Origin of the sequence: Pseudoglutamicibacter albus, assembly GCF_031458175.1 — a bacterium.
Taxonomy (GTDB): Bacteria; Actinomycetota; Actinomycetes; order Actinomycetales; family Micrococcaceae; genus Pseudoglutamicibacter; species Pseudoglutamicibacter albus.
In genome coordinates this window covers 13,147-25,525 of sequence record NZ_JAVDXX010000001.1, presented here as the reverse complement: position 1 = coordinate 25,525, position 12,379 = coordinate 13,147, and the positions used below count along the sequence as shown (strand labels likewise).

Here is a 12,379-nt window from a genome sequence, read left to right as displayed (position 1 = left end):
AAGTGCGCAAGCACCATTTCTGTGTGCTCGCGGCAAGAAACTGCCATCTCAGGAGATCCCACATCATGGCCCGGATCGTCGTTGACGTCATGCCCAAGCCCGAGATTCTGGACCCGCAGGGTAAAGCTATTCTCGGTGCGTTCCCTCGCCTCGGTTTCACCCAGTTCAGCGAAGTCCGTCAGGGCAAGCGTTTTGAACTGACCGTGGACGGTGAAGTGACAGAAGATACTTTGGCAGCAGCTCGCGAAGCCGCTGAGACCCTGCTGTCCAACCCGGTCATCGAAGACGTTGTCAACGTGGCTGTGGTTGAGGACGGTCAGTAATGCCGCGCACCACTGATTTCCCTTTCTTGGTTGATAATTCCGTGGACACCTACCCGGATTCGGGTGTCAAGATCGGTGTTGTCACGTTCCCCGGAACCCTTGATGACCGCGATGCGTGCCGTGCGGTGCGTTTGGCTGGCGGCGGGCCGGTGAACCTGTGGCACGCCGACGCTGATCTGAAGGATGTTCAGGCTGTTGTAATCGCTGGCGGTTTCTCCTACGGCGACTACCTGCGCCCGGGCGCCATCGCTCGTTTCGCGCCCGTGATGGACAGCATCATCGCTGCCGCGAACTCGGATGAGAAGCTGCCGGTACTGGGTATCTGTAACGGTTTCCAGATCCTCACCGAAGCGCACCTGCTTCCCGGTTCGATGATCAAGAACGATCACCTCAAGTTCATTCGCCGCGATCAGCCGTTGACGATTGAGAACAACGAAACCAAGTGGACCCGCCTGTATGAGAAGAACCAGAGCGTGGTCTATCCGTTGAAGAACCAGGACGGCCAGTACGTCGCAGACGAGGCGACCCTCGACATGCTCGAAGCCGAGGGCCGCGTGGTGTTCCGTTACGAGGGCTGGAACCCGAACGGTTCCCGCCGCGGCATCGCCGGCATCACGAACGAGGCCGGGAACGTGGTTGGTCTGATGCCTCACCCAGAGCACGCAGTCGAGCTGGGCTTCGGACCAGACGATGGCCGCGGCCGTGACGGCCTGACCGTGTTCACTTCCTTGATCAGCAACTTTGTGGAGGACGCCAAGTGACCACCCAAGATTTCACCCTTGATACCGTCGCTGATGCCGAATCCACCCCAGACGTTGAGCAGCCGTGGGCTGAACTGGGGCTGAAGGAAAACGAATACGAGGACATCAAGAAGATCCTGGGCCGCCGCCCCACGGATTCCGAGCTCGCGATCTATTCCGTGATGTGGTCCGAGCACGCCTCCTATAAGTCCTCCAAGATTCACCTCCGCTCCTTCGGTAAGAAGGTTGACGATGAGATGAAGAAGCACACTCTGGTTGGTATGGGCCAGAACGCTGGCGTGACCGACCTCGGTGACGGCTGGGCTGTGACGTTCAAGATCGAATCCCACAACTCACCTTCCTATGTTGAGCCGTATCAGGGTGCCGCAACCGGCATCGGCGGTATCGTCCGCGACATCATCTCGATGGGTGCCCGCCCTGTAGCGGTCATGGACCCGCTGCGTTTCGGCGCGATCGATCATCCGGACACTGCCCGCGTGGTGCACGGGGCTGTCGCGGGCATCGGCGGCTACGGTAACTCGCTTGGTCTGCCGAACATCGGCGGCGAAACCGTGTTTGATCCCGTCTATCAGGGCAATCCGCTCGTCAACGCACTCGCTGTGGGCGTGATGCGTCACGAGGACATCCACCTCGCCAACGCGAAAGGCGAAGGCAACCGTGTGGTCCTGTTCGGTGCGCGCACCGGCGGCGACGGCATCGGCGGAACCTCCGTTCTGGCTTCGGCGTCCTTCGAGGAAGACAAGCCATCCAAGCGCCCAGCGGTCCAGGTGGGTGACCCGTTCGCTGAGAAGGTCCTGATCGAATGCTGCCTCGACTTATTCCGTGACGAGCTTGTTGTGGCGATCCAGGACCTCGGCGCGGCCGGTATTTCGTGTGCGACCAGCGAGCTCGCCTCCAACGGTGGCGTGGGCATGAACGTTGAGCTCAGGGACGTGCTGTTGCGTGATCCGAGCCTCAACCCATCCGAAATCCTGATGTCCGAATCTCAGGAACGCATGATGGCCGTGGTAACCCCTGAGAACGCTGAGGCGTTCGAGAAGGTCCTGGAGCACTACGGTGTCGAATACTCCTGGATCGGTGAGATCACCGAGGATCCCCGTCTGATCATCACGTGGAACGGCGAGGTCATTGTGGACATCGATCCGCAGACCGCCGCTGAAGAGGGACCTGAATACGACCGCCCATACGCCCGCCCTGACTACCAGGATGCGTTGCAGGCTGACTCGTTCCGCGGCTCCGAGGCCGCTAAGAACCTGCCGGAGCAGGGCGAGGACCTCAAGCAGGCGATGCTGGAGCTCATGGCGCGGCCTAACCTGTGCGATAAGACGTGGGTCACCCAGCAGTTCGATTCCAACGTTGGAGGCAACACAGCGTTGGCTTCCCCTGACGACGCCGGCGTGATCCGCGTCGACGAGAACACCGGTATGGGTGTCGGTTTCGCGACGGATGCGAACGGCCGTTACGCCTACCTCGACCCCTACGCTGGCGCTCAGCTGGCTTTGGCCGAGGCGTACCGCAACGTCGCGACCTCCGGCGCTACCCCGATGGCTGTGACTGACTGCTTGAACTTCGGTTCCCCTGAGGACCCGAATGTGATGTGGCAGCTGGTCCAGGCGATCGAGGGGCTTTCGGATGCCTGCCTTGCACTCCAGGTTCCGGTGACCGGCGGTAACGTTTCGCTCTACAACCAGACCGGCGAGACCCCGATCCACCCGACCCCGGTTGTGGGCGTGATGGGTCGCTTCGATGACGTCACCGCGCGCACGGTTTCGGGTTGGCGTGAAGAGCACGACGGCAACGCGGTCTACTTGCTTGGTGTGACCCGCGATGAGCTGGATGGCTCCGAGCTCGCCGCGATGCGTGACCACCTCGGCGGTATCCCGCCGAAGGTCGACCTCGATGCGGAACGCACCCTGGGCCAGCTTCTGGTCTCTGGTTCCCGCGACGGCATGTTCGATGCCGCCCACGACCTCTCCGAAGGCGGCCTCGCAGCCGGGCTGGTCGAGATGTCGATGCGCTACGGCGTCGGTGTGCGCGTGAACCTGGATGAGCTCAAACAGCGTGACGGCATTGACGCTTTCACCGCTCTGTTCTCAGAATCGCAGGCCCGCGCGCTGGTGTGCCTGCCGCGTTCCGAGGAGGAACGTTTCACCGCGATGGCCGCGGCACGCGGCTTCGCCCACGTCCGCCTGGGTGTCGTGGACGCTTCCTCGCACGCGATCGAAGTTCAAGGCGAGTTCTGTGCAACCCTCGACGAAATCCGCGAAGGCTGGGGCACAACCATGCAACGCCACTTCGGCTAACGCCTGTTGCTAGCGGTGTGCCGTACGGCTACAGCACACCGCTAGCAGGCACCTTCGATAACAAGAGATGGCTGTGGGCGCCAGGTTCATCCTGGCGCCCACAGCCATGTCGTATTCGCGGCCGTGAAATGTACGGCCTGCCCCGGCTAGCGGGCGCTGTCTCCTGCCCGCCAGCGTGGCAACCTAGCGGCGCACAGCCGCGCCCGGATGGTTCTCCGGCAGCCGGTCGCCGCGACCAAACAGTGCGTGGCGCAAGGAGGAACCCGTCTGGTCCTCCACTGGGCGGTCGGCATCCCACGCAACTGTGGCGTCGGCGGCTTCCTCAGCGCTCGGGTACACGCCGAGCGCTTCGAGTTCTGGAATCACATAGTCCACCACGTCACGGAACGTGCCAGGCTTGACCGCGTAGGCGACGTTGAAGCCATCCACCCCGGTGTCACGCACCCATTCATGGAACTGTTCGGCAACTTCACGGCCGGTGCCCACGGCAACCGGACCGAAACCACCCACGCCGATGTAGCGCGCCAACTGGCCCACGTTCCACGGCTTATCAGAATCACCTGAAGCCGCCTGGAACATGTTCACCGCGGACTGGATCGCGTTGGACTCCACGTCTTCACCGATCACCGCATCAAGCGGGTATTCGGACAAGTCGATGCCCGTCCAGCCTGCGAGCAACGCCAACGCTCCCTGTTCATCGGCATAAGACTGGTATTCGCGGAATTTCTCCCACGCTTCCTCGTTCGTCTTGCCAACGACCGGGGTGATCATCGCGAAAATCTTGACGTCATCAGCGTTACGGCCCGCCGCCACGGTTGCTTCGCGGATTTTCTTCACGGTCTTCGCGAGGCCTTCCTTGGTTGCCTGCGAAACGAACACAGCCTCAGCATGCTTCCCCGCGAAAGCCATACCGCGCGAAGACGCGCCAGCCTGGAAGATCACCGGGGTGCGTTGACGGGAAGGCTCCGTGATCGCAATACCTGGAACGTTGAACCACTTGCCCTCGTGTTCAATCGGGTGCACCTTAGCCGGGTCAACAAACAAACCAGATTCGCGGTCAGCTACAACCGCATCGTCCTCCCACGAACCCTCAAGCAGCTTATACACGACCTCGAGATATTCATCCGCGTGATCGTAGCGTTCGTCGTGCTCCATCTGGCGGGTCTGGCCAAAGTTCTTCGCCGCGGACTCGAGGTAGCCGGTCACAACGTTCCAGCCGACTCGACCGCCGGTGATGTGGTCCAGGGTCGCCATGCGGCGCGCAAGCCCCACCGGATGCTCATATGCCGTGCCCGCCGTGACACCGAAACCGAGGTTCTTCGTCGCCGCAGCCATCCCCGCCACGATCACTGCAGGGTCAGCCAACGGGATCTGCGCACCGGAACGCAACGCGGTCTCCGGGGAGTTCGCATAGGCGTCATACACACCCATCACGTCCGCCAAAAACAGGGCGGAAAAACGGCCCTCCTCCAGGATCCTGGCAAGCTCAACCCAGTGCGAAAGCTTGTTGTAATCCCGCGAGGTATCTTCCGGATGCTTCCACAAACCCGGGGACTGGTGGCCAATCGTGTTCATCGCGAAAGCGTTGAGAAGAATCGGTTTTTCAGACGACATGTTAACCCTTTCCCGCAGCCCTCAAACGCTGCGCCATCGTCTTCTGGCGGGAGCACCTTTCCCTCACGATTCCTGCTACGGAACCCTTCAGGATGGTTGCTGCGGCGTCATCGAGCCAGATCTCTCGGCCGCTCTGGATGGATACGGATTCAGCATAGAGGCACACCATGGGCATCACGCAAATCGCTCGTGACCGATGACAAAGAATGACGGCACGCATCGGCGGCTACACCTGCGAAAGTATTACCCCATGCCATAACACGGGTTTCTGCAGGTGAAAGGGCTACAGCGACGTGGAATTTGCGCGGCCAGAAGTGTTCTTTACCGTCGATATCATCGCGCTGATCATCAACGGGATCATGGGTGGGGTGATCGCCCGCCGCATCAGACGCCAGCTACCTCAAGCGTGGCGCGTGTTGAGCAACATGACACACACGCTGACCCGATTTGCGTGCAACCACCTTCGTCACCCACTATGGACAGCACAACCATCCAGAGCGGCTGAGAGATCTGGCTCGATGACGCCGCAGCAACCACCCCGGGTTTTTACCGGGCATGGTGCTCACGCCAGGATCGATGGAGTGACAACGCATGACCGCAACGTCCGCACCCGCGCACCAGGCCGCCCAGGCTCAGCTCAGCAACGCAAACCTCAGCAGCGCGCAGCCTAGCGATGACGCGCTGCTTAGCGATGAAGAGCACAGCGCGTACTGGGCCAAACAGGCCGCCCAGCTCACGTGGGAGACCCCGTGGGATACGGTGCACACGCTAACCCCGCCTAACCCTGAAACTCAGGAAGGTCTGCAGCAAACCTGGTTCGCGGGAGGCACGCTCAACGCCGCTGTCAACTGCGCAGACCGCCACGTAGCGGCAGGCAACGGGGACAAAGTAGCGCTCTACTTCGAAGGTGAACCCGGCGACCGTCGCACCGTCACCTACCGCGAACTCACCGAGGAAATCTCGCAAGCCGCCCACGCGCTCACGGAACTGGGCATCGCCCGCGGCGACCGCGTCGTGATCTATCTTCCGGTGCTCGTTGAGACGATCATCATCACGCTGGCTTGCGCACGCATCGGCGCGATCCACTCGCTTGTTTTCGGCGGATTCAGCGCAGAAGCGTTGCGTTTCCGTGTTGAAGACACCCGCGCCAAGCTGCTGGTCACCAGCGACGGCCAGTACCGCCGCGGCAAGGCCGTGCCCGTCAAGGACATCGCGGACGAGGCCGCATCCGGGGAGAACCAGCTCGAGCATGTGCTCGTGATCGACCGCACCGGCCACCGCGACATCCCGTGGACCGAAGGCCGTGACATCTGGTGGGACCAGATTGTGCCCCGCCAGCCACGGCAGCACACACCGGAAGCGTTCGATGCGGAAAATCCGCTGTTCATCATGTACACCTCCGGGACCACCGGGAAACCGAAGGGCCTGGTGCACACGACCGGCGGCTACCTCACCGGTGCTGTAGCGACCTATAACCAGATTTTCGCCCACCCGGACCCAGCTCAACGCGCGGGCGATGTGCATTGGTGCACTGCAGATCTCGCGTGGGTCACCGCCCACACCTACGAGATCTATGGGCCGCTCGGGGCCGGCGCGACCCAAGTCATCTACGAAGGCGTACCCAACGCCCCGCACCCGGGCCGGCACTTCGAAGTCATCCAGCGTTATGGTGTGACCTCCTACTACACCGCGCCAACGCTCGTGCGTTCGCTCATGGGCTGGTTCCCTGAAGGGATCCCCGACGAATACGATCTCTCGAGCATCCGCCTCGGCGGAACCGTAGGTGAAGCCGTCAACCCTGAAGCAGCGCGGTGGCTACGCGAACAGATCGGCCGCGACACCTACCAGCCCGCCAACCCCGAAACCGGGGAACCCGAGCGCGGCATCAGCATGGTCGATACCTGGTGGCAGTCAGAAACTGGCTCCACCATCCTCACTCCCCTACCCGGGGCAACCACCGTCAAGCCCGGCAGCGTAGGCCGCGACATGCCAGGGGTAGCGACCGCGGTTGTCGACGACGAGGGCAACCCGACACCGGCTGGAACCCAAGGCAACATCGTGCTCACCCAGTTCCCGCCCTCGATGGCGCGCACCGTGTGGGGCAACCCGGAACGCTGGTACACCTCTTATTGGAAGGCCTACGCCACATACGGTTGGTTCAGCGCAGGCGACGGCGCGAAAGTCGATGCCGACGGCGACACCTGGATCCTCGGCCGTACCGATGACGTCATCAACATTTCGGGCCACAGGCTCTCAACCATCGAAATCGAGTCTGCGCTCGTGACCGACCCGGGCGTTGTGGAAGCCGGCGTATGCCCGGTACCTGATGCGAAGACCGGCCACGCCGCGGTTGCGTTCGTGGTCCCCGGCGATCAGGCCCTGCTCGGCGCTGACGCGAGCGAGGAGGCCGTCGCCGAGTTCGCGCAGCGGCTACGCGCCACCGTGACCAAGGAGATCGGGCCCATCGCGAAACCGGCCCGCATCATCCTCGTGCCCGACGTACCGAAAACCCGCTCCGGCAAGATCATGCGCCGCATCCTCACCCAGGCCTACACCGGCGAAACACTCGGCGACACCACGAGCCTGCGCAACGAAGAATGCATCCCGGACGTGCTCGCCGCCGCCCGCGGCTAGCTGTATCCGCAGCTAGGCCGTACCAACCGGGGAACTTACCCGCGGCTACAGCAGGAGGCCGTGCCCGCAAGAGAAAATGCGTACTTTGAGTTGATTTGAAGTCAGTTCGTCCAGGCTTAGGCGGCCGGCTCGCCCAAGCCTTATCGCGAATGTGCATTGGGTCACGCATCGTCCTAGTCTCGATGCATGCGTTCTAGCAAAGACACGGCTTCCGGCAGCGGCACGGGTTCCAGTAGCGGCACGGGTTCCAGCGCCGACGCCTCGCCCCGGGTTGAGAAGGAGTCCCTCGATAAAGGCTTGACCGGGCGCCACATCCAGTTCATGGCGCTGGGTTCGGCAATCGGGACCGGGCTTTTCTATGGGTCAGCGGATGCGATCAAGGCAGCCGGACCCATCGTTCTGCTCGCCTACATCGTGGCCGGTGCCGCGGTGTTCATCGTGATGCGTTCACTGGGTGAGATGGCGGTGCGCAACCCGGTTGCTGGCGCGTTCTCTGACTACGCGACCCGCTATCTGGGCCGCTACCTGGGGTTCACGACCGGCTGGACGTACGTGTTCTGCATGCTCGTCGTCTCGATCGCGGACGTGACCGCGGTGTCCGTGTATATGGGGTTATGGTTCCCTAACGCGCCGCAGTGGGTCTGGGCGGCAGCGGTCGTTTTGCTCATCGCGGGCATCAACACCCGGCATGTCAAGGTATTCGGTGAGATGGAGTTCTGGATGTCGATCATCAAGGTCGGCGCCGTAATCGCGATGATCCTCGGCGGCATCGCGATCCTGATTTTCGGTATGAGCGTGCCGGGTGAGGCGACCCCGGGCCTTCATAATCTTTTCGATCACGGCGGCTTGGCACCTAACGGCTGGATGGGCATTCTGGCGTGCTTGACGATGGTCGTGTTCAGCTTCGGTGGCATCGAGACCATCGCCGTGACCGCGGGCGAGGCTAACGATCCGCACACCGCGATCCCGCGCGCCGTGAACTCGGTTCCGATCCGCATCCTGCTGTTCTATGTTCTGGCTTTGGGTGTGATCATGACGCTGGTTCCGTGGAACCACATGAGCTCGGACACTTCCCCGTTCGTCCAGATTTTCGCGACGCTAGGAATCCCGGCGGCGCAACATATTTTGAATATCGTGGTGCTCACGGCCGCGATCTCTGCGATCAACGCGAACTCGTACGGTGCCGGCCGCATGCTGTTCGGGATGGCACACCTGGGGCAATCCCCACGCGCGTTCACCCGGACCACGGGCAAGGGCGTGCCGTGGGCTGCGGCACTGCTCATGATGTGCGCGCTCACGGTGGGTGTGGTGTTGAACTTCCTGATGCCGGAGTCCGCATTCGCCGTGGTTGCCTCGGTCGGTGCGTTTGCGATCACGTGGCTGTGGTGCATGGTTTTGCTGTCCCACACCGCGATGCGCATCAAACTACGCCGCGAAGGCGTGCCTAAGGAAGGGCTTGAGTTCCCGGTGCCGTTGTGGCCCATCACCCCGATCTTCGCGGGTTCCTTCCTGGTTCTGGTGATCGTGTTGATGGCGTGGTTCCCGAACACGCGCGTCTCACTCATCGCGGGTGCCGTGTGGATCGCCCTGATTTCGGTGATATATGTTGTCACAACGTGGCTCAAGCGCCGCCAGAGTCAGTAACGTGTGGTCATGGCTCCTACGTTTTACCCTGCACAGATCCCTACGGCGGCCGGTCAGAAGATCGGCCCAGACCTTGCGCGTTCGTGGCTTTTGACGAACGCGGCGCATCCTGACCGTTTCGCTGAAGCCGAGGATTCCGCCGCCGATGTGGTGGTTTTGGATATCGAAGATGCGGTGGCGCCGAAAGACAAGGTTGCTGCCCGTGAAGCCGCGGTTGAGTGGATGACTAGCGGCCACACCGCGTGGGTTCGTATGAACGGTTATGCGACCAAGTATTGGGAAGACGACGTTGAGGCTTTAGCTGCCGCGTTGCCTTCCGCTGTGGGTGGGCCTGTGGCTGAGGGTGGTTTGGCCGGTGTGATCCTTGCGATGGTCGAATCCACCGACCACGTCAACGAGACCGCACGCCGCTTGCCTGGGATTCCCGTGATTGCACTCGTTGAGACCGCGCGCGGTTTGCAGCGCATCGATTCGATCGCCGCGGCGAAGGGAACCTACCGTTTGGCGTTCGGTATCGGTGACTTCCGCCGCGACACCGGGATGGGGGACGGCCCGATGGCGTTGGCTTATGCCCGCTCACAGTTCACGATCGCATCCCGCGCAACAGGCCTGCCGGGCGCGATCGACGGCCCGACCGTGGGTACCACGGGCGTCAAACTCGCCGAAGCCGCCGCGGTCACGAGCGAGTTCGGTATGACCGGCAAACTGTGCCTAGTTCCAGAACAGACCGCAACCGTCAACGAAGGCCTCTCCCCTTCCAGCGAGGACGTCGCGTGGGCACACGAGTTCCTCACAGAATTCGAGGAAGCCGGCGGAGAGATCCGCAACGGCTCCGACCTGCCGCGCCTCTCCCGCGCGAACAAGATCCTCGCCCTTGCGAAGGCCTACAACGTGCAATGGCGCAAGGCATCCGACCCGGCCCCTGCGCCATCGGACACCTACCACTACTGACACGCGTAGCCGCCGCCGGCTTGTCGTTGCGGGCTGATCGTTAATGTGCGAGAGGCCCGCGGCGTAGCGCAAGTTCCGCGAAAAGCCGCACGCTACGGCCCAGCACGCGATCGTCGAAGATCGCGTGTGGCGAGTGGTTGCCCGCAACTTTCGTGGGGTCTTCACCTTCCGGGACGGCACCGAGGAAAATGTAGGCGCCCGGTACGCGCTGGAGCACTTCGGAGAAGTCTTCTGAACCGGCTTCGGTGCGCGGCAGCTCTCGGTAGGCGGTATCCCCGAACAGGTCCCGCACGGTGTCGGCCACGTAGTCCACGTGTTCGGCCGAGTTCACGGTTACAGGGAAGTCACATTCGACCCTGTAGCTTGCACTCATCCCGTGTGCTTCCGCGATGCCTTTGGCGACGCGCTGCACGGCCGGCACGAGCTTTTCACGTGACGCCGGGCTGAAGGAACGCAGCGTGACCTGGATGGTTGCGGTGGACGGGATGATGTTCGGCGCAGAGCCCGCCTTGATCGAGCCGACGGTCACCACGACGGGGTCAAACGGGTCGAATTGGCGAGTCACCATGGTCTGTAGGCCGAGCACGATCTCTGCCGCGACTGGCACCGGGTCCGCGGCTTGGTGCGGGGCGGATCCGTGGCCGCCTTGGCCGTGGACGGTGATGACGAGGTCGTCACATCCGGACTGTATGGTTCCCGGTTTGGAGACGAACGTTGCGTGCGGGTAGCGGTCGGCGTACACGTGGATCGCGTACGCTTCGTCGACCGGCTGGCCTGCGGCTTCGAGAAGGCCTTCTTCGATTATGATTTTCGCGCCGCCAGCGGTTTCTTCGGCAGGCTGAAACATGCCCACAACATCGGCGGTGAGTTCATCGCGGCGCTGTGCGAGATACAGCAGCGCGCCCACCAGGCCGGCGGTGTGCATGTCGTGGCCGCACGCATGCATCTTCCCGGTTTCGGTGGGCGAATATTCAAGCCCGGTTTCTTCGGTGACCGGTAGCGCGTCCATGTCTCCACGCAACAGGACTACGGGGCGGCGCGTACCTTCAGGTAGCGGAGCAGCACCACGCAGAACAGCGGTCACAGAGGACTGCGCCTTCCCGGTGTGCAGCTCGATCCCCTCGGTTCCCTCGAGCGCATCCAGCACCGCCGCCTGAGTGGTGGGTAGGTGCCGGTCCAGCTCGGGATTCGCGTGCAGATAGCGGCGCAACCGGACGATGTGCCCGTTGAGTTCCGCCGGGATCGGTTCTTGCGCCGCCGGATGTACCGCCGGAAGCTGTTGCCCCGGTGTTGACGTGTTTCTCGCTGATGTACTGGCGGTGCTCATCATGGGTGTCCTTGGCTTAGCTGGTGTCCGTGAACGGCGTCACAGTCAGTGTAGTGGGTGGCTGTGATGCAGCGCCGGGTTAGGAAAGTGCGCTGCGGATGTGGTGCAGGTGCGCTTCTTGGGCTGGGGTGAGGTAGCGGATGTCGCAGTTGCGCAAGCCCGGGTTGCTGATGTTCCACTCGTCCAAGGTGTTGAGCAGGCAGCGAGTGGTTGAGCCGTGGGATACGGCGATGATCCGCTTGCCCGGGTTGCGCTGGAGTGCTTCGGCGAGCGCTGTAGCACTACGGCGGCCGGCGTCTTTGGAGCTTTCGACTCCTTCGAGGATCCCGAGCTCTTTACCGCGGGCTTCGACCTCTTCGACGTTGGGGAGGTGCGCCGGGAAGAGGTAGGTGAAGGTGTCTTGGTCGATGTCGACGTAGGCACGACCTTCGTAGGGGCCGTAGGAGCGTTCTTTGAGCCCGGCGATGACGCGCGGCGCCTCAAGTCCGAGGTGTTCAGCGATGATCTCGGCGGTTTCGCGTGCCCTGAGCTGCGGGGAGGTGAGAATGACGTCCCACGGGCTACCCCATCGTGATGTCGCGTCAGCCGCCAGGGTTTCCGCCGCGGCGCGGGCTTGTTCGATGCCGGTCGCGTTGAGGGGGACGTCCGCGCTTCCTTGGAAGCGGCGTTCTTTATTCCAGTCTGTTTGCCCGTGGCGGACCAAAGCGAGAGACGGGACGTGGTGAGGGCTGGTGCTCATATCCCCAGCTTATGCCGGCCGCACTGTTCCCGGCGCGCCTTAGTACGTCACATGCGTTTGCCCTGGCTCGAGTCGAGTGCGCA

The 12,379-nt window shown here is 62.5% G+C and carries 9 protein-coding genes and 2 riboswitches; of the genes, 6 read left to right on the top strand and 3 right to left on the bottom strand.

The window, feature by feature from the left end; all coding sequences use genetic code 11:
* The first annotated feature begins 65 nt into the window (after positions 1-65).
* Genes purS through purL form a run of 3 tightly spaced genes read left to right on the top strand, consistent with a single transcriptional unit; the run spans position 66 to position 3,387 of the window.
* Positions 66-323, top strand: a complete 258-nt coding sequence (gene purS, locus J2S67_RS00105; RefSeq protein WP_035756569.1) for a phosphoribosylformylglycinamidine synthase subunit PurS — start codon at positions 66-68, stop codon at positions 321-323.
* Positions 323-1,084: a phosphoribosylformylglycinamidine synthase subunit PurQ gene (gene purQ / locus J2S67_RS00100; RefSeq protein ID WP_310245155.1), complete on the top strand. Its 762-nt coding sequence runs from the start codon at positions 323-325 to the stop codon at positions 1,082-1,084. The genes purS and purQ overlap by 1 nt, the downstream gene beginning before the upstream one ends.
* A complete protein-coding gene (gene purL / locus J2S67_RS00095; RefSeq protein ID WP_310245153.1) occupies positions 1,081-3,387 on the top strand; it encodes a phosphoribosylformylglycinamidine synthase subunit PurL in 2,307 nt (768 codons plus the stop codon). The genes purQ and purL overlap by 4 nt, the downstream gene beginning before the upstream one ends.
* 183 nt (positions 3,388-3,570) lie before the next feature.
* On the opposite strand, the gene J2S67_RS00090 is transcribed toward purL, so the two are convergent.
* Positions 3,571-5,001 (bottom strand): LLM class flavin-dependent oxidoreductase, encoded by a 1,431-nt coding sequence (locus J2S67_RS00090; protein ID WP_239445807.1) that lies wholly within the window; start codon positions 4,999-5,001, stop codon positions 3,571-3,573.
* A gap of 30 nt (positions 5,002-5,031) precedes the next feature.
* Positions 5,032-5,145: riboswitch (SAM riboswitch) on the bottom strand.
* Positions 5,146-5,486: 341 nt separating this feature from the next.
* Positions 5,487-5,584: riboswitch (SAM riboswitch) on the top strand.
* An 8-nt stretch (positions 5,585-5,592) separates the two neighbouring features.
* Here J2S67_RS00090 and acs point away from each other — a divergent pair.
* The 3 genes from acs (at position 5,593) to J2S67_RS00075 (ending at position 10,230) form a co-directional block, all read left to right on the top strand.
* On the top strand, positions 5,593-7,635 hold the full coding sequence (gene acs, locus J2S67_RS00085; protein ID WP_310245150.1) for an acetate--CoA ligase: 2,043 nt from the start codon (positions 5,593-5,595) through the stop codon (positions 7,633-7,635).
* Between the two features lie 186 nt (positions 7,636-7,821).
* On the top strand, positions 7,822-9,279 hold the full coding sequence (locus tag J2S67_RS00080; protein ID WP_310245148.1) for an amino acid permease: 1,458 nt from the start codon (positions 7,822-7,824) through the stop codon (positions 9,277-9,279).
* A gap of 9 nt (positions 9,280-9,288) precedes the next feature.
* Positions 9,289-10,230: an HpcH/HpaI aldolase/citrate lyase family protein gene (locus J2S67_RS00075; RefSeq protein ID WP_052048547.1), complete on the top strand. Its 942-nt coding sequence runs from the start codon at positions 9,289-9,291 to the stop codon at positions 10,228-10,230.
* 40 nt (positions 10,231-10,270) lie between these two features.
* Here J2S67_RS00075 and J2S67_RS00070 read toward each other — a convergent pair whose 3' ends face one another.
* Positions 10,271-11,560: a M20 metallopeptidase family protein gene (locus J2S67_RS00070; RefSeq protein ID WP_310245143.1), complete on the bottom strand. Its 1,290-nt coding sequence runs from the start codon at positions 11,558-11,560 to the stop codon at positions 10,271-10,273.
* Between the two features lie 76 nt (positions 11,561-11,636).
* A complete protein-coding gene (locus J2S67_RS00065; protein ID WP_310245141.1) occupies positions 11,637-12,296 on the bottom strand; it encodes a histidine phosphatase family protein in 660 nt (219 codons plus the stop codon).
* Between the last annotated feature and the right edge of the window lie 83 nt (positions 12,297-12,379).